The sequence below is a fragment of the Rahnella perminowiae genome (assembly GCF_019049755.1).
GTDB classification, from domain to species: domain Bacteria; phylum Pseudomonadota; class Gammaproteobacteria; order Enterobacterales; family Enterobacteriaceae; genus Rahnella; species Rahnella perminowiae.
Window position 1 is genome coordinate 1 of the sequence record NZ_JAFMOS010000625.1, and the last position, 22,086, is coordinate 22,086.

Below are 22,086 nucleotides of genomic sequence, written 5' to 3' on the forward strand. Positions count from 1 at the left end.
ACCCTCCCCTTCGCAGGGGAGGGAGCGATTCTGAGAGTTTATTATCCCGGCAAATTTAACCGCGCCTTCAGCGCTTTCTTCGCACTTTCCAGCAAGGCATCCGATACCTGCCGGTCCGGCTCACAGCGTGCCAGTGACAAACTGCCCATCAGTTCCGCACTCACCGAAATCGCCAGCGTTTGCGGATCATCGACACCCATCTCTGTTATCTGACGGATAATCATTTCACGGATACGTCCGATACCACGCGCAAACTCTGCCTGACAGGGTGCCGACATACGGGGAGTTTCAGAGGCCAGCGCCGATACCGGACAACCCTGCGCACGGTTATCGCGGTGCCACGGCGACAAATAAAAATCGATATACCCTGCCAGTTGCTTCTGCGCCGTCAGTCCCTGATTTTCTTTATCCCAGCGGGCCATAACCTGATTAAACATCTGCCCGATGGCCGCCTCAATCAACGCCTCTTTTGAGGCAAAGTGCGCATAAAACCCACCGTGCGTCAGGCCGGCTTTGCTCATCACACCTGCCACGCTGACCTGCAATGGCCCTTTGGCGCGGATGGCTTTCGCCGCTTCCTTCACGATCCGCTCACGGATTTTAGGTTTATGTTCACTTTCGTAGCGCATAGTAACACCCTGATAATCAGAAAATTGCCGTCATAGTTTACCTGACAGGATCAGTTAGCGAAACGCGTGCATCCACCGATAATCCGGGGCGCAGCGCCGCTAAATCAGGCTGACCGGTGTCCAGACGGATACGCACCGGCACCCGCTGAACAATTTTGGTGAAATTACCCGTGCCCGGCTCAAACGGCAGCAATGCGAACGTTGAGCCAGAACCCGGCGCGAGGCTGTCGACTTCACCGTGAAATGTCACGCCCGGCAATGCATCCACATGCACATCCGCCCGTTGTCCCGGCTGCATTCTGCCGGTCTGCGTTTCTTTGAAGTTGGCCGTTACATAAATGCCCTGCTCCGGTACCAGTGTCATCAAACGCTGACCGGGTGTGACGTAATCGCCTATCTGTACCTGCCGGTTGCCCGCCACGCCATCAACAGCGGCAAAAATAGTGGTGTGATTGAGATCCTGCTGCGCCAGCGCTTTTGCTGCCTGCGCTTTCACCACAGCAGCCTTCGCCAGCGCCAGTGCCGCCTGAATTTCTGCCCGCTGTGCATGTGTTACCGCTGCCTGATTTTGGGCGACATCCAGCATAGCTGCGGCGTGCGCAGAGGTTTGCTCTGCCGTCACCGCCACCGTTTTATACCGGTCTGCATCGTTACGAGACGTGGCCCCGCTAACCGCCAGCGACTGATAACGCTGCTGCTCAGCCTCTGCATGTTGCTGTTCAGCACGCGAGGAACGGATCGCCGTGCGCGCGGCCTCGATTTGGGTGAGCGCCAGCTGCTCCTGCGCCTGCTGGCTCAGCAATGCGGCTTCCTGTTGTGCCACCTGCGCGCGGGCATCTTCAAGTTCCCCCTGCGCAGCGGCCAGACGCGCCGTAAACTCTTCGCTATCGATCAGTACCAGTTTATCGCCGGCATGCACCCGCTGGTTATGATTCACCAGCACCTGCGACACAAAGCCTTTTACTTTTGGCGCAACGAGGGTCGCATCCGCTGTCAGATACGCATCATCCGTCGATTCTGACGCGGGTGCAGCCAGTAACCATGCCGCACCGCCAAGGGCTACCACCAGCGCAATACCGCTGACCACGAAGATCCGCTTAGATCGTTTATTGACCTTCTCTACCGGGACCGGCATCCCTTCTCCTGTCGTTGCTTCGCTCATTTTTAATTCCACTCATTGCATGATGAACATCATATTAATATGATACTCATCATACAAACAAGCTCCGGGATTTCACAATATGTCTGCCAACCTGCCGCCAGCCGCGACGCTCTCGCCTGCGGATTACCCGACATCACGCAAATTTCTGATTTTCAGCATTATGGCGTTTGGTATGTTTCTGGCGCTGATCGACATCCAGATCGTCGCCGCTTCGTTAAACGATGTGCAGGCCGGGCTTTCCGCCGGACCAGATGAAATCAGCTGGGTGCAAACCTCGTATCTGATCGCCGAACTGGTGATGATCCCCTTCTCCGCATTCCTGGCGCAGGCACTTTCTACCCGCTGGCTGTTCAGCGCATCGGCGGCGTTGTTTACCCTCAGCAGCATCGGTTGCGGATTGTCGTGGAATATTGAGTCGATGATCTTCTTTCGCGCATTGCAGGGTTTTACCGGCGGCGCGATGGTGCCGACAGTATTCGCGACCGGATTCGCGATGTTTCAGGGTAAACAGCAGGCGCTGATCCCGGCGATCCTCGGCATGGTCAGCGTGCTGGCCCCCACACTGGGACCGACGGTGGGTGGCGTGGTGACGCAATTACTCGACTGGCGATGGATTTTCTTCATCAATATCCTGCCAGGCGCTCTGGTTGCCACCGGCGCCGTGTTATTTATTCATGTGGATAAAGCCGATTTCCCGATGCTTAAACGTATCGACTGGGTACATTTGTTGTCGATGGCGATAGCTCTCGGTTGTCTGGAGTATGTGCTGGAAGAAGGCCCGCGAAAAAACTGGTTCAGCGAACCGCAAATCCAGATTTCGGCGTGGTTCTCGCTGGTGGCCTTTGTACTGTTTCTCGAGCGATCCTTTTATTCAAAAAACCCGATCGTACGCCTGAGCCCCTTCCGTGACCCCACATTCACCTTTGCCTGTCTGTTCAATCTGGTGGTCGGTTTTGGTCTGTATGCCTCAACATATCTGACGCCGGTTTTCCTCGGCCGCATCCGAGATTTCAACAGCCTGGAAATTGGCACAACGGTGTTTGTGGTCGGCGTCGGGCAATTCTTCAGTACGATTATCGCCGCCCGATTAATCAGCCGTGTCGACCGGCGGGTCCTGATTACGGTGGGTTTATCCGGTTTCGCACTGAGTTTATGGCTGACGACGACGGTCACAACCTACTGGGGAGCAGAACAGTTCTTCTGGCCGCAGGTGGTGCGCGGCCTGTTCATTATGTTGTGCATCGTGCCGAGTGTGAACATGGCCCTGACCGCGTTTCAGGGGCCGGAACTGCGCTACGCCTCAGGGCTGTTTAATCTGATGCGTAATCTCGGCGGCGCGATTGGTATTGCCACGGTGAATACCTGGCTGCAGGACTGGACCCGCGTGCACGCTGCACGTTTCGGCGAATCGCTGGGACACTATGGGGATCATGCGCAGGAGATGATAGATTCGCTGGCGCAAAAAATTGTCCACCTGACGCCGGACACCGCTCAGGCATTGCTGATGGCAAAAGGGATATTTGGCGCGAAAGTCGCGGCGCAATCCCTGACACTGGCGTTCAACGACATCTTTCAGGTCATGGCGTGGATGTTTGTTGCCGCGCTGGTCATGGTGCCGTTTTGCCGTAAATAAAGTCAGGAATGTGAAGAAAATGTGCAGGCTGCCGCAAAAAATGCGGTTGTGGCAGGGAACTTTTCGAACAAGATGAGAAAGCTTTGGCCTGTTTGAAATAAATCCTTATAATTAGCGGCCCTGAAATGCGATTCGTTACACATACCGTGTCCCTTTCAAGTGCTATGTGCAAGTACACTATTCCTCCGGCCGGTTACGATCGGATCGGGGGGAATTAACATCCTGACAACTGCCAGTGTGGCATTAACGACCAACGAAAATATGAAAATGAGCATTCGCGCAATCCTTACCCTGGTTTTGGCAGTTGCTGCATATAGCCAGGCGTCTTTTGCTGTGGTCTACCCTCTTCCGGCCAATAATGGCCGTCTGGTCGGTGAAAACATCACAGTTACCGTTCCGCAGGGCAGCAGCCTGCCGCTGGAACATTTTGCAGCGCAATACCAGATGGGTTTGAGCAATATGCTCGAAGCTAACCCTGGCGTTGATCCTTATCTGCCAACCCCGGGCACCGTGCTGACTATCCCTCAGCAATTGATCCTGCCTGATACCCCGCATGAAGGCATCGTGATCAACAGTGCTGAAATGCGTCTGTATTACTACCCGAAAGGCACCAATACTGTGGTCGTGCTGCCAATCGGTATCGGTGAACTGGGCAAAGACACCCCGATGAACTGGGTGACTACGGTTCAGCGTAAAAAAGCTGGCCCGACCTGGACCCCGACGGCGAAAATGCATGAAGAATATGCTTCCCGTGGTGAATTCCTGCCCGCCGTCTTCCCTGCTGGCCCGGACAACCCGATGGGGCTGTACGCACTGTATGTTGGCCGTCTGTATGCAGTTCACGGCACCAACGCCAACTTCGGTATCGGTCTGCGCGTGAGCCACGGTTGTGTACGTTTGCGTGATGCCGACATCAAATGGCTGTTCGACAACGTTCCGCAAGGCACCCGCGTTCAGTTCATCAACGAGCCGGTGAAAGCCACCGTTGAGCCGGACGGTAAACGTTATATTGAGATCCATAACCCGCTGTCCTCTAACCAGGAAGAGTTTGATTCCCAGCAGCCGCTGCCAATCACTCTGACCGGTAACGCAAGCAGCGTATCGATGGATCCTGCGGTCAACCAGACTGTGGTTCAGCGCGCTATTGAGATGCGTTCAGGGATGCCGGTTCAGGTTAATTAATTGCGTCCCTGCCGTTTTAGTGAAAAAGCTCCGTTCATCGGGGCTTTTTTTTTGCAAACGCAAAAGGAAACTACGGATAACTCCCTCCCCTGCGAAGGGGAGGCGTAAAGCAACATCCTCTCCATCACTGTCATTAAAATGTCACAACTCTGACTTAACCTTCCGGTAACAAAAAATATCTATATGTGTATTTTTATTTCCGATGATTTATGAAAAGGAGTTTTGACAATGCAACAATCCGTATCTCTTGTGGCCCGCGCCGTGACTGCCGCCCTGCTGCTTTCCACCTCTGCCACTGTCCTCGCCACTGAAACTGACTCGCTGACTGACCGCGCAGCAAAAGGTGTGCTGACAGAACCGGGTGGCGCGCGTCGCCTGAGCGGTGACCAGACCGCCGCGCTGAAAGCGTCACTTTCAGACAAAACGGTGAAAAACGTGATTTTACTGATTGGCGACGGTATGGGGGATTCTGAAATCACCTCCGCCCGCAACTATGCAGAAGGCGCCGGCGGCTATTTTAAAGGTATCGATGCCCTGCCGCTGACCGGTCAGTACACCCATTATTCTCTGGATAAGAAAACGCAGAAACCGAGTTACGTGACCGATTCTGCAGCATCCGCCACCGCCTGGGCGACAGGTGTTAAAAGCTATAACGGCGCGATTGGTGTAGATGTTAACGGTAAAGATCACCAGACTATTCTTGAGATCGCCAAAGCCGCAGGCAAGGCCACCGGCAACGTCTCCACTGCCGAATTGCAGGATGCAACCCCGGCTGCGCAAATCGCCCACGTAACCTCACGTAAGTGCTACGGTCCGGAAGAAACGGCGGAAAAATGTGCCAGCAACGGGCTGGAAAACGGCGGACGTGGTTCGATCACCGAACAGTTATTGCAAACCCGCGCAGACGTCACGCTGGGCGGCGGCAGAAAATCTTTCAGCCAGTTGGCTAAAGCCGGTGAGTTCCAGGGTAAATCCCTGAAAGATCAGGCACTGGCACAGGGTTACGTGTGGGTGGAAAACGCGGAGCAGCTCAGTGCTGTCACGCAGGCAGACCAGAAGAAACCGGTTCTTGGCCTGTTCTCCGAGGGCAACATGCCGGTACGCTGGCAGGGTCCGAAGGCCACTTATCACGGCAACATTGATAAACCGGCTGTTACCTGTGAAGCCAATCCGCAGCGCACCGCCGACATCCCGACGCTGGCCGTTATGACTGAAAAAGCCATCGACTTGCTGAAAACGAATCAGAACGGTTTCTTCCTGCAGGTTGAAGGCGCATCGATTGATAAACAAGATCACGCCGCTAATCCGTGCGGCCAGTTCGGGGAAACAGTGGATCTGGATGAAGCGGTGCAAAAAGCGCTGGCGTTCGCCCGACAGGACGGCAACACGCTGGTTATCGTCACCGCCGATCATGCCCATTCCAGCCAGATTATCGAAACCGATGCCAAAGCGCCCGGCCTGACGCAAACACTGACCACCAAAGACGGTGCGCCGATGACCATCAGTTACGGCAACTCAGAAGAGGATTCACAGGGGCACACCGGGACACAACTGCGTATCGCCGCGTTCGGGCCGCATGCAGCGAATGTGGTCGGTCTGACCGACCAGACGGATTTGTTCTATACGATGCGGGATGCCATGGCGATTAAGTGATAGTTTTTCAAAGGGAGATGTCCCTTTGGAACCCTTCGAAACCGGATTGGGTAAGTTTTGGTTTCTCAGTTGCACTGAACGCCTGATCGAGAAACTTTCGGTTTCTTACGTGCGATGCTCACTTAACGCGCTGCGCCGAAACCGCCCAAGAGGGAAAAGTGCTTTTTCCCTCTTGGATCTCCCTTCGCTTTTTCAACAAGCGCTTCCGCTCGCTGGCTATGTTTCAGGTATCACCCGGTTCCAAAATACCGCCGGAGGGAAAGGTGGAAAACCGCGCATCTGTTTGCGCGGGTTGTAACCCGAACGAAGGGCACCGCGCAGCGGCGGGATTTTGCGGCTATCACACACCTATCTGAAACATAGCCTCCAGCGGCAGCGCGCAGTTAAAAAGCGCGGAGTCCAAAGGCCCGCGCGTTACCGGGTCTCTGGTCGGTGTGGGCCGACGCCCACAACCTTGAATTTGAAGCAATCAGCTCAGGATATTATCCAGTCTGTCGTCATCAATCCCGTCCGGCTCCAGATGCGCTGTCACATCCGCTGACTTGAATAATTTACTGACCGCCATTTCAGCAGCATCACCAATATCGTGTCCGATATCCACCGTCAGATTGCCATCCACCTCAAGGTGGAACTCGACAAACACACGGTCACCGCCGTTGCGGGTGCGGATGTCATGCACGCCACGCACACCTTCCACACTTAATACTGCCGCTTTAACGCGTTTACGATCGTCAGCACTCAGCTCCCTGTCCAGCAACTGAGTTAAGGCATCGGCCGCCATACCACGCGCGTTCCAGAGCATGTAGAAGGAAATCAACAGCGCGCCGATGGAGTCGGAACGCGTCCAGCCAAAGTAACGTTCGAAAATCAGCGCCAGTAATACAGCGATATTCACAGCCACATCTGTGATGTAGTGCGCACGGTCAGCAGCGATGGCCGTTGAACCGGTGCGTTTCACCACATAGGTTTGCATCAGCACCAGGCCGGTCGCGGCCAGGGAACTGCCGATAATCACCCAGATGCCCAGACCGAGTTGCGCCAGCGGTTCGGGATTAATGATCCGCCCGATGGATTCCCCGCCGAGCACCAGCCCCGCGCCACCCAGTAACAGCGCCTGCACAAACGCCGCCACAGCTTCGGCTTTGCCGTGTCCGTAACGATGGCCTTTATCGGCCGGACGTCCGGCATAACGCACACCAATCAGCGTCACCATTGAGGCCAGCACATCCACCAGACCGTCAGCCGCAGAAGTCAACAGCGCAATCGAGCCGGTGGCGGCCCATGCCCAAACTTTGACGCAAACCAGGATTAATGCGACACACAGCGACACCAGCGAGGCAATACGTGTCAGCCCTTTATAAGACGGTGCAGGACGGGTCATGGTTTGCCCCACAGGAGCAGTTGTTGTTGTTGGGAATCTTTCACACGAATTTCCTGAAGCAGAGAACTACTTATTTTAAAAAACCAATGCCAGCCCGGCATTATAACCCATTTCCCACTTTTAAGACGTTCCCTATGGTTTGGATCTTTGTGCTTTCACTAAGGTTAATTGACATGGATTTACTTGCATTTACATCAATACGTTCTAGCTTAAGACAAGATTTCTTTGTTCAGGCGCGCGGCCGCCAATAATCAGAAGAGCACTATGACAAACGATAACAAAGCACAGCCTTCCGCGTCCGATGACGCAAACACTGAACTCGATTCCAGCCAGGTAAAATCTGGAGAAGGTCACACGCAGGCACCCAAAGACCAGAAAAAACCTGATGACGGCAAGCAGGATAACGATGAAAAGCGTAAAGGCCCCGGCAAGAAGCCGCTAATCATCCTCGGGATTGTCGTGGTCATCATGGTGGTTGTGGCACTGGTCTGGTGGCTGATGACAAAAGATCAGGTCAGTACTGATGATGCCTTTACCGAAGGTGATGCCGTGACCATCGCCCCGAAAATTGCCGGTTATGTCACCAGTCTTGCCGTGAAAGATAACCAGTTTGTTAAAAAAGGCGATTTGCTGGTGGAAATCGATCCGCGTGACGCCACCGCGCAGCGCGATCAGGCACAGGCGCAACTGGGTCTGGCCATCGCGCAGTTACATCAGGCGCAGGCGCAGTACGATCTGGCGAAAGTGCAATATCCGGCGCAGCTTGCTCAGGCAAAAGCCCAGCAGACGCGCGCGGAAGCCAATTTGCTTAATGCCACCGCCGATTTCCGCCGTCAGCGCGGCGTCGATCCTCGTGCCACCACCCAACAAAATATCGATACGTCCAATGCGCAGGTACGGTCTGCGACCGCTGATCTGGAAAATGCCAAAGCGCAGGTGCAGGTGGCCGCGCAGGTCCAGCTGAATATTCGTCAGGCAGAAACCAACGTCGAAGCCCGCCAGCAACAGGTTGAACAGGCGAAAGCCCAGCTGGAAACGGCGACGCTGAATCTGTCATATGCGCAGGTACGCGCCCCGTTCGACGGTTACGTCACCAAGCGTAATGTGCAGCTTGGCACGCTGGTGCAGGCCGGAACCTCGCTGTTCTCAGTGGTGTCGAAAGATATCTGGATTGCCGCGAACTATAAAGAATCGCAGCTCGAACGCATGCGCCCGGGTAACAAAGTGGAAATCACCGTCGATGCCTTCCCGGACATCAAACTTCATGGTCACGTTGACAGTATTCAGCAAGGCACCGGCTCACGCTTCTCGGCCTTCCCGGCTGAAAACGCCACCGGAAACTACGTGAAAATCGTTCAGCGCGTGCCGGTGAAAATCATCATCGACAGCGGACTGGATGAAAATCACCACCTGCCACTGGGGCTGTCTGTTGAACCGACGGTGACCGTCGAATGAATGAAGATCGCAGCTACTGGAAACCCAAGGCTAATCCATGGGCAGTCGCCGCCGTCGTGACCATCGCGGTGTTCATGGAAATCCTGGACACCACCATCGTTAACGTGGCGCTGCCGCACGTCGCCGGTTCGCTGTCTTCCAGTTATGACGAATCGACCTGGGTCCTGACGTCCTATCTGGTCGCGAACGGTATCGTGCTGCCGATTTCAGCGTTTCTCAGCCGTGTGATGGGCCGCAAAACGTACTTCCTGATATGTATCGGCATGTTCACCGTCTGCTCCTTCCTGTGCGGGGTCGCCACTGAACTTTGGCAGATGATCTTATTCCGCATCCTGCAGGGCTTTTTCGGTGGGGGTTTGCAACCGATTCAGCAATCGGTATTGCTCGATTACTTTAAACCGGAAGACCGGGGCAAGGCGTTTGGCCTATCCTCGATTGCCATCATTGTTGCGCCGGTAGTTGGCCCGACGCTCGGCGGTTACATCACTGATAACTTCAGCTGGCGCTGGGTATTCCTGATCAACATTCCGGTGGGGATCATCGCGTTACTGGCGATTTATCAGCTGCTGGAAGACCCGCCGTGGGAACGTAAAGCCAAGGGGAAACTCAGTATTGATTACATTGGTATCGGGCTGATTGCGCTGGGTCTGGGTTGCTTACAGGTGATGATGGACCGTGGCGAGGACGACGACTGGTTCCAGTCCGGTTTCATTGTCACCTTTGCCGTACTGGCGGTCACCGGGATTGTCGGCGCAGTTTACTGGCTGCTTTACGCCAAAAAGCCGGTGGTGGATCTGCGTTGTCTTAAGGATAAAAACTTTGCGGTCGCCGGTTTGCTGATGGCCGGAATGGCGATGATTTTGTATGGCAGTTCGGTGGTGATCCCGCAACTGGCACAACAGCAACTGGGTTACACTGCCACGCTCTCGGGGCTGGTGATGTCGCCCGGCGCGGTGCTGATCGTGCTGTCGATCCCGCTGGTGCTCAAGCTGATGCCCGTGGTGCAGACGCGTTACATCATTGCCTTCGGTTTCTTCCTGCTGGCGGCTTCGTTTATTTATTCGGCCACGCTGACCCCGGATGTGGATTTTGAAACACTGGTGCTTTTCCGCAGTGCGCAGTCGATAGGACTCGGTTTCCTGTTTGTGCCGCTGACCACCATTGCGTTTATTACGATCCCGCAAAAGATGAACGCTGATGCTGCCGCGCTGTTTACCATGTTCCGTAACGTCGCCGGCTCGATCGGCATCTCGCTGGCAACAGCCGGTGTCACCGAACGTACTCAGGCGCACAGTGCGCACATGGTGCACAACATGTCACCGCTCGATGAGCAGTTTAATCAGGCAGTCAGTAAAAGCGCGGCGGCGATCCGTGATTTTGCCCACATCGCCGGCGACCCGATACAACTGGCGACTGCGCGGATGTATCAGGAAATGATTTCACAATCGCGCATTCTGGCCTATATCGACGTGTTCGGTTACTGCGCCATCGTCGCCGTTATTTTGATCCCATTTTGTTTCCTGCTTTCGCCGGTTAAGAGCGAAGGTAATGCCGGAGCACATTAAGTTGAACAAGAAAAGCTCTACTCTGAGAAATCAGCCATCAATGATGCCGCCCTGCTCCTCCTGCGACGGGAGAGGCCGGGAGAGGGTTTTAAATACAGGCACCCGTTTCCTGACACTCTCGACATTAACGCTGGTATTAGCTGCATGCTCCGTTGGCCCTGATTATCAGAAGCCAAACCCGGTAACGCCACCGGCCTATAACGACATGACGCAACCGAAAGATAAAGATGGCGCGTCTATTGCGCTGCCTTCGGAACCCAATCCGTTATGGTGGAAAGCGTTTAATGACCCGCAGCTCGACAGTCTGATCACCCGGGCGATTGCCGGTAATATCTCCCTGCAACAGGCGGTGCTGCGCATTGCCGGTGCCCGTGAACAGGTAAAACAGGCGGAAGGTGCCTGGTTACCGTCGGTTCAGGGCAGCGCTAAAGTGACGCGTCAGCAACTCGGGCTGAAAGGGATTATCGATTCGAGCGGTGCATCGCAGCAGATTGATCAGCTCGGTCCGGAAGCTTCCGGTGCCATCGGCGCGGCCACACGACCGGTGAATTTGTATCAGGGCAATTTCGATGCCAGCTGGGAACTGGATTTGTTCGGCGGCACACGACGTCAGGTCGAAGCCGCGAATGCCCAGACGCAGTCGTCCGTTGAACAGCGCAACGATGCATTAGTGTCGCTGGAAGCCGAAGTTGCCCGTACTTATCTCCAGTTGCGTGGTGCGCAAAGCGTGACAGCCGCTATCGAAACGCAAATCGACGTGGCGCAGCAAACCTTAGACCTGACGCAAAACCGTCAGCAAAACGGTCTGTCACCGCAGCTTGATGTTGAAAATGCCCGCGCACAGTTAGGCTCTCTGCGTGCTCAGTTGCCGCAATATCAGGCGCAGGAACGTCAGGCAATGAACGGTCTGGCCGTCCTGCTCGGCCAGACGCCGGGTTCGCTTGATGCTGAACTCTCCGCGCCGAAACCGTTGCCAGCCCTGCCCGCTGCGGTGCCGGTCGGTGTGCCTTCACAGCTGGCACGCCGTCGTCCTGACGTGCGCCAGGCTGAGGCCGATCTCCATGCGGCAACCGCAAATATCGGTGTATCCGTCGCGCAGTTGTTCCCAAGTATTTCGCTCACCGGCCAGTTTGGCATGCGTAATACCGACGCCAGCTATCTCGATAACTGGAGCAGCCATTTCTACTCCTTTGGCCCGCAGATTTCCCTGCCGATTTTCCAGGGCGGACGTCTGGTTTCCGGCGTGCATCTTTCCCGTGCGCAACAGGCTAATGCCGCGCTCAGTTATCGCCAGACCGTGCTGACCGCACTACAGGATGTGGATAACGCGCTGGTCAGTTACCGCACCGATCAGGATCAGGTCAACGGACTTGAGCAGACTACGGCGGCGTTGCAGACCGCGTTTGATCTGGCCAGCGACAGCTACCGTCAGGGGCTTTCCACCTTTATCAACGTGCTTGATGCCCAGCGTCAGTTGGCACAGGCGCATCAGCAATCCGCCGAAGCGAAAGTGAAAACCAGCACCGATCTGGTCTCGCTTTATAAAGCGTTAGGCGGCGGCTGGGAGCCCTATCAGAATGTAGAATTACCGACTTACACCGTGTTTGGCCCGGCGGCTACACCGGATGTAAAAGTCAACACCACCGCGGGCGTAACGCCGTAATCACGGCTTAATGCGAAGAGATAAAATCAGAAGGCGTGGCCGGGGCAGGTAATGAAAAATTCTGCCTCATGCGCGCCACTTCACTCACCGGAGTCAGCCCGAATAAGCGTTTAAATTCGCGGCTGAACTGCGACACACTTTCATAACCCACCTGCGCGCTGGCTGCTGAGGCGGTCAGATTATTACGCAACATCAGTAATCTGGCCTGATGCAAACGGGTGGACTTGAGGTATTGCATCGGCGATGTATCAGTAATGCTTTTAAAGTGACTGTGAAACGTCGGCACGCTCATCCCCGCCTCTTTTGCCAGCGCATTTACATCCAGAGGCATGGGGTATTCTGCGTGCAATTTCCGCAGGGCTTTCATCACCTTGCCAAATTGCCCCTGCAGGGCCAGCGCACTGCGCAATGTACCGCCCTGAGCGCCTGTCAGCACGCGATAATACAGCTCCCGCATCATCGGTCTGCCCAGAATTTCAGCATCCTGCGCAGACGCCATGACCTGTAAAAATCGCAAGACTGACGCCCGCATGGCTTCGTCCATTAAACTCGACACCATACTTTTGGGCGCGTCTACCTGTGGCGGGTCATACGCATCCAGTTGCAACATCAGTTCTGCCGCCAGCGTGAAATCCAGCCGAAGATAAATCGCCAGCATCGGTTCGCTGACGCTGGCGTCGGTTTCCATCGTAAAAGGCACCGGCACTGAGACGGCCAGATAATGTTGCGCGTCATACAAATAGACATTATTGCCTAAAAAACCGCGTTTACTTCCCTGCACGACAATCACAATCCCCGGCTCATACAAAACCGGCGTACGCAAAAGCGGACGGTCGGAACGCAGAAAACGCACATCCGCCAGAGCCGTGAGGTTGTAACCTTCACGGGGCGTAAGCCGGTCCAAAAGCGCGATCATTTGCTCAGTCACACTCAACGTCAGATGCCTCATATCACCCTGAAAATACCTGGCAAAAAGTGAATAAAGTGTCGCACCGAGAATCCGCCGTGTCCAGATGACTCAGAGGAACAGGCAAACATCAGAGAGGATCGGGGCTACAGCTCCGGGGTTGCACGCCCTATGCTACAAGTCCGTTTTTTATTGAGGAGTGTGTATGAGCCGGTCAAAATTATTATTCATCACAGGTGTAAGCAGCGGATTTGGCCGCGCGCTGGCAGAGGAGGCTCTGCAAGCCGGGCACCGCGTGGTCGGCACATTACGTAATGCGCAGGCTTGTGAAAAATTCGAGGCGCTGGCCCCTGGCCGCAGTTTTGGCCGCGTGCTGGATGTCACGGATTTCGAGGCTATCACCCCGCTGGCCGCTGCCGTAGAACAGGAAATCGGTGCCGTTGACGTACTGGTTAACAATGCCGGTTACGGACATGAAGGCATTATGGAGGAATCACCGTTAAGTGAGGCGCGGCATCAGTTTGATGTGAATGTCTTTGGCGCGGTGGCCGTCATCAAAGCCTTTCTGCCCTATTTCCGTCAACGCCGCGCCGGGCATGTGCTCAATATCACATCAATGGGTGGCTTTATCACTTTGCCCGGCATCAGTTATTACTGTGGCAGCAAGTTCGCCTTACAGGGGATTTCTGAAACGCTGAGCAAAGAGCTTAAACCGTTCAATATTTCCGTCACGGCCATTCAGCCCGGATCGTTCCGCACTGACTGGGCAGGACGTTCAATGGTACGCTCGCCGCGCACGATCAGTGATTACGACGCCAGTTTCGGCCCCGTGCGTGAAACCCGGGCAAAACGCAGCGGCCACCAGCCAGGTGATCCGCAAAAAGCCGCCCGGGCTATTTTACAACTGATTAATTCGCCGGCACCGCCTGCCTCGCTGTTACTCGGCAGTGACGCGGTAAAATTTGTCAGGGAAAAACTGCAACAAATGAATACCGATATTGATGCCTGGGAAGCGCTAAGCCAGTCCACCGATGGCTGAAACATTCTTTTAAATATCCCGACAGCGCATTTCCCGGAGACTGCGCTATTCTGTTCAGACACTGAATTCATCCTGCCTGCGGGCAGGATTTTCGTCTGAATAACAATCGGGTAAAACAATGAACTCCATTTCCAACGAAGAGAAAAAACCCAGCTGTGATTCAGTGATCAACAGCGTGGCTTACCGTGACGGTAAGCGATTACAGGATGTGACGGTCGAAGACATCAGCGAAGTGTTGAAAGAGCCCGATACCTTTGTCTGGCTTGGATTATGGCAGCCTGAAGATGCCTACATGCGCAGCATTCAGGAAGAATTCGGCCTGCATGATCTGGCGATTGAAGACGCGCTGACGGCGCATCAGCGCCCGAAAATCGAGCAGTACGGTGAATCCCTGTTTATTGTTACGCACACCGCGCAGAAAGTGAATGAAACCATTGAGTACGGCGAAACACACCTGTTCCTTGGCAAAAACTTTCTGATCACCGTGCGTCATGGCGCATCATCGAGTTACAAAGAGATCCGTAAACATGCGGAAGAACGCCCTGAAATGATGAATAAAGGACCGGGTTATGCGTTGTATTGCGTGCTCGATTCCATTGTTGATAACTATCTGGAAATTCTGCATCAGTACACTGAACAGTTTGCTGCCATCGAAAAACTGATGTTCCGTAACACCTTTAATCAGCAGGCGGTGCAGCAGGTGTATAGCCTGCGGCGGGATCTGTTGTCGCTGCGCAATGCGGCAGTGCCGATGGAAGATATCTGTAATCAGCTCAGTCATCACTTTGAGGAGCTGATGCCCAAAAGCCTGCGCGCGTATGTGCGTGATGTGCAGGATCATACCAATCAGGTCATCCGCACCACAGATGATCTCCGCGAAATGCTCTCGAACGCCATGCATGTGAATCTGGCACTGGTGTCAGTGCATCAGAACGAAGTGGTGCAGCGGCTGGCGGGCTGGGGCGCGATCCTGGCGATCCCGACGGTGATTTTCAGCCTGTACGGCATGAACTTCAAAAACATGCCGGAACTGGATGACTGGTGGGGATATCCGCTGACGCTGGGCGTCACTGTCGCCGGTTGTGCGTGGCTATACTGGAAGCTTAAAAAATCAGGCTGGCTGTAAGTTAATTATTACCTGAAGCCACACGTTAATTAACATGCGAATAACAGAACCCGTTGTTATTCGCCTTCTTTAATTATCCTGACAATTTTAATCCTGACTTATTCTGTTTGCCCTTTCCTCTTCGCATTATTTCCTTATATACTCAGTCGCATCTTTCTTACGGAAATAATATTGATCATGTCAGTGCGTTTCGCGATTTCACAGTTTATGCATTCACTGCGCTTGCCCGGCAAGCGGGTCAGTGCGTTGCTGTTCGCGTTATGCTGGCTTATTCTCAATTCCCAGCTGGCGCTTGCCAGCCATCAGTGCGATATGCGCCCGCCGGTGGAAAATACCCCCATGGCGCACAACATGACTATGCAAACCCCTGATTCTCCTGAGTATATGCAAAGTCAGTCCGTATTGTGTGAGAAGCACTGCATCCCTGAAAGAACCCCGTCTGACAGTGGTTCCGTGCCGCTGGTAGCACTGCCGGTCCTTCCGGCATTAGCAATGATCACCGTCGATGCCAGCACAGCGGTCACTACCGCAGACTGGGTTGCCCCTCCGGTCACTCCCCCTCCTGCCGAAGTTCAGTTCTGCCGATACAGAGAATAGCCCCTGCTGTCCTGAGTGTTTTCCAGCACTCAATATTCAATGAAATTTATTTGCCATTTATTTTCCAGAACAATGGCTATTTTTATCTGATGACAGTATCGGAGTATTCCCCATGCGTGCAATTTTTAATTTAATTTTCGCTAGTCTTTTCTTTATTCCCTTTTATTCCTCCGCAGAGTCCATGCCGATGAGTACGGATCATGATCATATGACGATGCAGCAGAATGTGCAGACATATGAATCCGAAGGCGTGATCACCCAATGGCAATCTGATCGTGTCGGGATTTCCCATCACGCCATCCCTGCGCTGAAATGGCCGGCCATGACCATGAATTTCCGTCTGCCGCCAGAAATTGCCGCCCGCTCCCTGCCCGCCGGTACACCGGTCACCTTTAGCTTTGTCAAAACTGATTCCGCTTATCAGTTGCAGACACTGTCACCCCTGAAACGCTGACCGGGAGATTCACCATGTCTGTTTTACCGCGTCACCACCGGGTGACGTGGCAATGGCTGCTGGCTTTTGTTCCCGTCAGCGCGTTTGCCACACCCGTTACCCTGCCGCAGGCACTGATTGCTGCGCAGGATTATTCCGCCGAGCTTTCTGCCAGCCGTCACCAGGCAGATGCGCTGGATAACCGCGCCGGTTTGGCCATGCAATTGCCGGATCCGAAGCTGAAATTTGGCATCGAAAATCTGCCGGTCAGCGGCGGCAACACCGACCGGTTTACCCGTGAAGGCATGACGATGGAACGTATCGGCATCATGCAGGATTACATCAGCAGTGATAAACGTCAGCGCAAAGCGGACACGCTGCGGGCGGAGTCCCGGGAAGTCGCGGCTACCCGCCAAAGTATCCGGGCACGTTTGCAGCGCGAGGCCGCCCTGGCCTGGATGGAGATGGCGATCGGCGGGCAAACTGTCTCGCAATTGCAAAAACTGGTGGACGAAAGTCAGCATCAGATTGGTGTTCAGCGGGGTGGCGTCAGTGGCGGCAGTTCGCTGCCCGCCTCGGTGCTGGACGCACGCCTGACACTTATCAGCATGCAGGACAAACTGACTGAGGCCGGACGCGATGTTCAGCTGGCCCGCACCCGTTTAAGTCAGCTGACAGGTATCGGTCAGCCTGAAATTAACGGCGCCATTCCGCCTTTCACCGAACTTCCGGCACAGGCGTTACAGGCCGGAAGCGTCGAACAGCATCCTGAAATTATTCAGGCCAGGCGCGAAGCCGAGGTGGCGCAGGCGAAATCCTCACAGTCGGCCATTGCGGCACTGCCCGACGTCGGTGTGGAAGTGTATTACGGCCACCGCGCTGACGGCTATGAAGATCTGGCGGGCGTGATGTTTACCGTTGATCTGCCCCTGTTTACCGCCTCACGTCAGGATAAAGATCACGCCGCCGATCAGTCGATGGCAATGGAAAGCAATGACCGGCTGGCGCAACGGGTACGCGATCATCAGGCGCAGCTGACCAGCTTGCTGACGCAATATCAGGCGGCCACGACATTATGGCAGCGGCAAAAAAATGACGTAATCCCGCTGCAACAGCAGCGTATCAGCGTGATTCAGGCGCAATATCGCGCCGGAAAAAGCAGCCTGAATGAGGTTCTCGACGCCCGCCGTAACCTGATCGACAGCCAGATTGCCGAACGTAATGCCGCGCTGGAAGTGGCCCGTTATTGGGTCGCCCTGCGTTATCTGGCCCCACAGGAGATTCAATAATGACTGATGCTAAAACTTATAGCCTGCTGACCATCACGATCGTGGCCGCGCTGAGCGCCGGTTACGTCGCCGGCCGCCACAGTCATCCGGAACCAACGCAGACAGCTGCCGCGCCCGCCGGGCGCAAAGTGCTGTACTGGTATGATCCGATGACACCCGGCCAGCGTTTTGATAAGCCGGGTAAATCGCCGTTTATGGATATGGAACTGATGCCACGTTACGCCGATGAAGTCACCGGTGACGACGGTGTGACGGTCAGTGCCCGCCAGCAACAGAATCTGGGATTACGCAGTGAGAAAGTGCAACGCCGGGTGTTATCCGCCACGCTGAATGTCTACGGTACGGTCAGCGCCGATGAACGCAGCCTGCGCACCGTCGCCGCGCGTGCGAACGGTTTAGTCGAAAAACTTTACGTTGCCGCCAGTCAGCAGCGGGTGAAAAAGGGCCAGAAACTGGCCACGTTGTGGATCCCCGACTGGACCGCCGCGCAGCAGGAATACCTGGCCGTGCGTCAGCTTGGCGACCGCAGCCTGACCACCGCCGCCCGTCAGCGGCTGGCCTTACAGTTTATGCCGGAAGACATTTTGCGCCGCGTGGATAAAACCGGTCAGCCGCAAACCCGCATCGACGTCGTGGCGCCGGAAGACGGTTATCTCAGTCAGCTTGCCGTACGTGAAGGTGCGCAGGTCAGCGCCACGCAGCCATTGTTCGAACTGACCAGTCTGAAGCAGGTATGGATTGTGATGGATTATCCGCCTTCCGCCGCCAGCCAGATCCGGATCGGCAGCAAAGTCACGGCCAGCGCCGACAGTCAGCCGGGCGAAGTTTTTCACGGCACGGTCAGTGAATTGCTGCCGGATATCGATGCCGTCAGCCGGACACTGAAAGCCCGCGTAATAATGGAGAATCCGCAGGAGACCCTGCGTCCCGGCATGTACCTGAATTTGTCGCCGGATGTCGGTGACGGGGCTGCGGTTCTGGCCATTCCCCAGGAAGCGCTGATCCAGACAGGTAGCCGCAATACCGTGCTGCTCGACGACGGTAACGGGCATTTCACCCCGCAAGCGGTTACCACGGGCGCGACGCGTGATGGCTGGACACAAATACTATCCGGCCTCGATGAAGGCCAGGCGGTGGTGACATCAGGACAGTTCCTGATCGACTCCGAAGCCAGCCTGCGCAGCGCGCTGCCGGCGACAGAAACTCCGCTGTCAGACACGCATCAGCACGGGGGGGATTTATGATTGCCGCCGTGATCCGCTGGTCGCTGAAAAACCGGCTGCTGGTGTTACTCGCCGCGCTGATGATGGCGGGATGGGGCATCTGGTCATTACAAAAAGCCCCGCTCGATGCCCTGCCGGATCTCTCTGACGTGCAGGTGATTGTGCGCGTGAGTTATCCGGGTAAGGCACCGCAAATCATCGAAGATCAGGTGACCTACCCGCTGACCACTACCCTGCTGTCGGTGCCCGGTGCGAAAACCGTGCGCGGTTTTTCAATGTTTGGCGATGCCTATGTTTACGTGCTGTTCGATGACGGCACCGATCCTTACTGGGCGCGCTCCCGCGTGCTGGAATATCTGAGCCAGGTGCAGTCCTCACTGCCGGCAGGTGCAAAAGCCTCGCTGGGGCCGGATGCGACCGGTGTCGGCTGGATTTATGAGTATGTACTGACCGACAAAACCGGCAAACACAGCCTCGAACAACTGCGCGCCCTGCAGGACTGGACGCTGCGTTACGATCTGAAAACGGTGCCGGATGTCTCTGAGGTCGCCAGCATCGGTGGCATGGTGCGTCAGTATCAGGTAGTGGCCGATCCGCAACGAATGCGCGCCCGTGGCGTAACACACCAGCAACTGGTGACCGCGTTGCAAAACGCCAATCAGGAAAGCAGCGGTTCACTGCTGGAAATGGGTGAGGCTGAATATATGGTCCGCACCTCCGGCTATCTCAAAAGTCCGGAGGACTTCAACAACGTGGTGGTGACGGTTAACAGCGGGATCCCGGTGCTGCTGGCGGATGTTGCCACCGTGCGTACCGGCCCGGAACTGCGGCGCGGTGTGGCGGAGCTCAACGGTGAAGGCGAGGTGGCGGGCGGCGTAATTATTATGCGCTCGGGTAAAAACGCACTGGAAACCCTGAAAGCGGTCAAACAGCGGTTACATGCTCTCGCCCGCACATTGCCGGCGGGCGTGGAGATTGTACCGGTGTACGATCGTCAGCCACTGATCGAAAATGCCATCGACACGTTATCCCATAAATTACTGGAAGAGTTTGTGGTAGTTGCGGTGGTTTGCGCGCTGTTTCTGTTTCACTTCCGCTCTGCGCTGGTGGCCATTATCACCCTGCCGCTTGGCATTCTCGGTGCATTTATCGTCATGCATTATCAGGGCGTCAGCGCCAATATCATGTCACTGGGCGGCATCGCGATTGCCATCGGTGCGATGGTCGATGCCGCGATTGTGATGATCGAGAATATGCATAAGGTACTGGAACAGTGGCGGCATGAGCATCCCGGTCAGCAACCGGCACCGGCAGATTACTGGAAAGTGTCTGAGCGGGCTGCCACGGAAGTCGGTCCGGCGCTGTTTTGCAGTTTGCTGATCATCACCCTGTCGTTTATTCCGGTGTTTTCGCTGGAAGCACAGGAGGGCCGGATGTTCTCCCCGCTGGCATTCACCAAAACTTATGCGATGGCGGTGTCTGCCGGGCTGGGCATCACGCTGGTACCGGTGCTGATGGGCTATTTTATCCGTGGCAAAATTCCTGATGAGAATGCCAGCCCGCTCAACCGCTGGCTGATCGCTGTCTATCAGCCGGTCCTTTCCGCCGTGCTGAAACGCCCGAAAATCACGCTGTTATCCAGCGGTCTGTTCCTGCTGGTGTCCCTGTATCCGCTGGCAAAACTGGGCAGTGAATTTATGCCGCCGCTCGATGAAGGCGACCTGCTGTATATGCCGTCGACGCTGCCGGGGATTTCAGCTCGGGAAGCGGCGCGGCTGTTGCAGCAAACGGACCGGTTAATCAAAACAGTACCGGAGGTCGCCAGTGTATTTGGCAAAGCCGGACGGGCAGACAGCGCCACTGACCCGGCTCCCCTGACGATGGTCGAAACCACGATCCGCTTTAAACCGCGCGACCAGTGGCGGCCGGGTATGACGCCAGACAAACTGGTGACGGAGCTCGACAATGCGGTGAAATTACCGGGTATCGCCAATGTCTGGGTACCGCCTATCCGCAACCGTCTCGACATGCTGGCCACCGGCATCAAAAGCCCGGTAGGCATTAAGGTGAACGGTAATAATATTGCGCAAATCGAGCAGATTGCTCAGCAGATCGAGCATATCGTGAAAAAAGTGCCGGGTGTAACCTCAGCGCTGGCCGAAAGGCTGGAAGGCGGCCGTTACGTCGATATTACAATCAACCGGCGCGAAGCTGCACGTTACGGTGTCACGGTTGCTGAACTACAATCGCTGGTTTCGACACTGGTCGGTGGAGAAAATATCGGTGAAACACTGGAAGGCCGCGAACGTTATCCGATCAACCTGCGCTATCCGCGTGAACTGCGGGACAATGTGCAGGCGCTACGTGACTTACCGGTGCTGACAGCCTCCGGTGCACAGGTACCGCTGTCAGCGCTGGCATCGGTCAGCGTCACCGACGGTCCGCCGATGCTGAAAAGTGAGAACGCCCGTCTTTCTGACTGGATCTATGTTGACTTGCGCGGACGCGATTTGAAATCTGCGGTCGACGACATGCAACGGGCGGTGAACCAGCAGGTAAAATTACCGGAAGGCGTGACGGTCAGCTGGTCGGGACAATTTGAGTATCTGGAGCGCGCTACGGCAAAACTGAAAATAGTGCTGCCGGTGACCCTTCTGATTATCTTCGTACTGTTATATGTCACATTCAGCAGTGTCCGTGACGCGCTGCTGATCATGGCGACCTTGCCGTTTGCCCTGACCGGCGGCGTCTGGTTGTTGTTCCTGCTCAGCTTCAATTTGTCGGTCGCCGCCGCCGTCGGCTTTATCGCCCTGGCCGGTGTCGCTGCCGAATTCGGGGTAATCATGGTGTTGTATCTGAATCAGGCGGTGCAGCGCCAGCAGAAAGCCGGTGAGGAGATGAGTGAGGCAGAACTGTGCGACGCCATTCATCATGGCGCGGTGTTGCGTGTCCGGCCAAAAGCCATGACCGTCGCCACAATTATGGCGGGTTTACTGCCGATCATGTGGGGAAGCGGCACCGGTTCAGAAGTGATGCAGCGCATCGCCGCGCCGATGATCGGCGGCATGGTGAGTGCCCCGCTGCTGTCGATGCTGGTGATCCCGGCGGTTTATTTGCTGATACATCGGAGGCGGAATTAGCACTTGCAG

The 22,086-nt window shown here is 55.4% G+C and carries 17 protein-coding genes; 13 read left to right on the top strand and 4 right to left on the bottom strand.

What is annotated here, in order from left to right; all coding sequences use genetic code 11:
* Nucleotides 1-41: 41 nt before the first annotated feature.
* Both J1785_RS22025 and J1785_RS22030 read right to left on the bottom strand, forming a co-directional pair.
* Nucleotides 42-629 carry a TetR/AcrR family transcriptional regulator gene (locus J1785_RS22025; RefSeq protein ID WP_129951078.1) on the bottom strand — a complete coding sequence of 196 codons (588 nt, stop codon included), beginning with the start codon at nt 627-629 and terminating at the stop codon, nt 42-44.
* Nucleotides 630-666: 37 nt separating this feature from the next.
* Complete coding sequence (locus J1785_RS22030) at nt 667-1,791, bottom strand: HlyD family secretion protein (RefSeq protein ID WP_129990827.1); 1,125 nt, start codon at nt 1,789-1,791, stop codon at nt 667-669.
* Between the two features lie 79 nt (nt 1,792-1,870).
* On the opposite strand from J1785_RS22030, the gene J1785_RS22035 reads away from it, so the two are divergent.
* The 3 genes from J1785_RS22035 to phoA all read left to right on the top strand — a co-directional run bounded on the left by J1785_RS22035 (nt 1,871) and on the right by phoA (nt 6,259).
* Complete coding sequence (locus J1785_RS22035) at nt 1,871-3,424, top strand: DHA2 family efflux MFS transporter permease subunit (RefSeq protein WP_217220768.1); 1,554 nt, start codon at nt 1,871-1,873, stop codon at nt 3,422-3,424.
* A 261-nt stretch (nt 3,425-3,685) separates the two neighbouring features.
* Nucleotides 3,686-4,606: a L,D-transpeptidase family protein gene (locus J1785_RS22040; RefSeq protein ID WP_129951075.1), complete on the top strand. Its 921-nt coding sequence runs from the start codon at nt 3,686-3,688 to the stop codon at nt 4,604-4,606.
* 228 nt (nt 4,607-4,834) lie between these two features.
* Nucleotides 4,835-6,259, top strand: a complete 1,425-nt coding sequence (phoA, locus tag J1785_RS22045) for an alkaline phosphatase (RefSeq protein WP_129990829.1) — start codon at nt 4,835-4,837, stop codon at nt 6,257-6,259.
* 469 nt (nt 6,260-6,728) lie between these two features.
* On the opposite strand, the gene J1785_RS22050 is transcribed toward phoA, so the two are convergent.
* Nucleotides 6,729-7,640, bottom strand: a complete 912-nt coding sequence (locus J1785_RS22050; RefSeq protein ID WP_129990830.1) for a cation diffusion facilitator family transporter — start codon at nt 7,638-7,640, stop codon at nt 6,729-6,731.
* A 264-nt stretch (nt 7,641-7,904) separates the two neighbouring features.
* On the opposite strand from J1785_RS22050, the gene J1785_RS22055 reads away from it, so the two are divergent.
* From J1785_RS22055 to J1785_RS22065, 3 genes are read left to right on the top strand one after another with little or no spacing between them, the layout of a single operon-like run.
* Nucleotides 7,905-9,095, top strand: a complete 1,191-nt coding sequence (locus J1785_RS22055) for an HlyD family secretion protein (protein ID WP_129951072.1) — start codon at nt 7,905-7,907, stop codon at nt 9,093-9,095.
* Nucleotides 9,092-10,660: a DHA2 family efflux MFS transporter permease subunit gene (locus tag J1785_RS22060; RefSeq protein WP_129990831.1), complete on the top strand. Its 1,569-nt coding sequence runs from the start codon at nt 9,092-9,094 to the stop codon at nt 10,658-10,660. The genes J1785_RS22055 and J1785_RS22060 overlap by 4 nt, the downstream gene beginning before the upstream one ends.
* Nucleotides 10,644-12,323: an efflux transporter outer membrane subunit gene (locus J1785_RS22065; RefSeq protein WP_217220770.1), complete on the top strand. Its 1,680-nt coding sequence runs from the start codon at nt 10,644-10,646 to the stop codon at nt 12,321-12,323. The genes J1785_RS22060 and J1785_RS22065 overlap by 17 nt, the downstream gene beginning before the upstream one ends.
* Before the next feature lie 7 nt (nt 12,324-12,330).
* Here the strand turns inward: J1785_RS22065 and J1785_RS22070 are convergent, their stop codons facing one another.
* Nucleotides 12,331-13,272, bottom strand: a complete 942-nt coding sequence (locus J1785_RS22070; RefSeq protein WP_217220772.1) for an AraC family transcriptional regulator — start codon at nt 13,270-13,272, stop codon at nt 12,331-12,333.
* Between the two features lie 163 nt (nt 13,273-13,435).
* Between J1785_RS22070 and J1785_RS22075 the strand changes: the two genes are divergently transcribed.
* From J1785_RS22075 to J1785_RS22105, 7 genes are all read left to right on the top strand, one after another.
* Complete coding sequence (locus J1785_RS22075) at nt 13,436-14,269, top strand: oxidoreductase (protein ID WP_217137834.1); 834 nt, start codon at nt 13,436-13,438, stop codon at nt 14,267-14,269.
* A 118-nt stretch (nt 14,270-14,387) separates the two neighbouring features.
* A complete protein-coding gene (gene corA / locus J1785_RS22080; protein WP_129951067.1) occupies nt 14,388-15,395 on the top strand; it encodes a magnesium/cobalt transporter CorA in 1,008 nt (335 codons plus the stop codon).
* 177 nt (nt 15,396-15,572) lie between these two features.
* Nucleotides 15,573-15,992, top strand: coding sequence for a hypothetical protein (locus J1785_RS22085; protein WP_217137833.1), 420 nt, complete (start codon nt 15,573-15,575; stop codon nt 15,990-15,992).
* Between the two features lie 187 nt (nt 15,993-16,179).
* On the top strand, nt 16,180-16,446 hold the full coding sequence (locus tag J1785_RS22090) for a copper-binding protein (protein WP_235174085.1): 267 nt from the start codon (nt 16,180-16,182) through the stop codon (nt 16,444-16,446).
* Between the two features lie 14 nt (nt 16,447-16,460).
* A complete protein-coding gene (locus J1785_RS22095) occupies nt 16,461-17,714 on the top strand; it encodes a TolC family protein (protein WP_217220774.1) in 1,254 nt (417 codons plus the stop codon).
* The gene (locus tag J1785_RS22100; RefSeq protein ID WP_217220775.1) at nt 17,714-18,958 is read left to right on the top strand and encodes an efflux RND transporter periplasmic adaptor subunit; all 1,245 of its coding nucleotides are present in this window, start codon (nt 17,714-17,716) and stop codon (nt 18,956-18,958) included. Before J1785_RS22095 ends, J1785_RS22100 begins: the two co-directional genes overlap by 1 nt.
* On the top strand, nt 18,955-22,077 hold the full coding sequence (locus J1785_RS22105) for an efflux RND transporter permease subunit (protein WP_217220776.1): 3,123 nt from the start codon (nt 18,955-18,957) through the stop codon (nt 22,075-22,077). Before J1785_RS22100 ends, J1785_RS22105 begins: the two co-directional genes overlap by 4 nt.
* Nucleotides 22,078-22,086: the final 9 nt, after the last annotated feature.

Excerpts from the sequence above, each read along its gene's own strand:
- J1785_RS22060 (WP_129990831.1), top strand. The coding sequence starts at position 9,092 with ATGAATGAAGATCGCAGCTACTGGAAACCCAAGGCTAATCCATGGGCA.
- J1785_RS22035 (WP_217220768.1), top strand. The coding sequence starts at position 1,871 with ATGTCTGCCAACCTGCCGCCAGCCGCGACGCTCTCGCCTGCGGATTAC.
- J1785_RS22050 (WP_129990830.1), bottom strand. The coding sequence starts at position 7,640 with ATGACCCGTCCTGCACCGTCTTATAAAGGGCTGACACGTATTGCCTCG.
- J1785_RS22055 (WP_129951072.1), top strand. The coding sequence starts at position 7,905 with ATGACAAACGATAACAAAGCACAGCCTTCCGCGTCCGATGACGCAAAC.
- J1785_RS22105 (WP_217220776.1), top strand. The coding sequence starts at position 18,955 with ATGATTGCCGCCGTGATCCGCTGGTCGCTGAAAAACCGGCTGCTGGTG.
- J1785_RS22040 (WP_129951075.1), top strand. The coding sequence starts at position 3,686 with ATGAAAATGAGCATTCGCGCAATCCTTACCCTGGTTTTGGCAGTTGCT.
- J1785_RS22100 (WP_217220775.1), top strand. The coding sequence starts at position 17,714 with ATGACTGATGCTAAAACTTATAGCCTGCTGACCATCACGATCGTGGCC.
- J1785_RS22095 (WP_217220774.1), top strand. The coding sequence starts at position 16,461 with ATGTCTGTTTTACCGCGTCACCACCGGGTGACGTGGCAATGGCTGCTG.
- J1785_RS22085 (WP_217137833.1), top strand. The coding sequence starts at position 15,573 with ATGTCAGTGCGTTTCGCGATTTCACAGTTTATGCATTCACTGCGCTTG.
- phoA (WP_129990829.1), top strand. The coding sequence starts at position 4,835 with ATGCAACAATCCGTATCTCTTGTGGCCCGCGCCGTGACTGCCGCCCTG.
- J1785_RS22090 (WP_235174085.1), top strand. The coding sequence starts at position 16,180 with ATGAGTACGGATCATGATCATATGACGATGCAGCAGAATGTGCAGACA.
- J1785_RS22030 (WP_129990827.1), bottom strand. The coding sequence starts at position 1,791 with ATGAGCGAAGCAACGACAGGAGAAGGGATGCCGGTCCCGGTAGAGAAG.
- J1785_RS22070 (WP_217220772.1), bottom strand. The coding sequence starts at position 13,272 with ATGAGGCATCTGACGTTGAGTGTGACTGAGCAAATGATCGCGCTTTTG.
- J1785_RS22075 (WP_217137834.1), top strand. The coding sequence starts at position 13,436 with ATGAGCCGGTCAAAATTATTATTCATCACAGGTGTAAGCAGCGGATTT.
- corA (WP_129951067.1), top strand. The coding sequence starts at position 14,388 with ATGAACTCCATTTCCAACGAAGAGAAAAAACCCAGCTGTGATTCAGTG.
- J1785_RS22065 (WP_217220770.1), top strand. The coding sequence starts at position 10,644 with ATGCCGGAGCACATTAAGTTGAACAAGAAAAGCTCTACTCTGAGAAAT.
- J1785_RS22025 (WP_129951078.1), bottom strand. The coding sequence starts at position 629 with ATGCGCTACGAAAGTGAACATAAACCTAAAATCCGTGAGCGGATCGTG.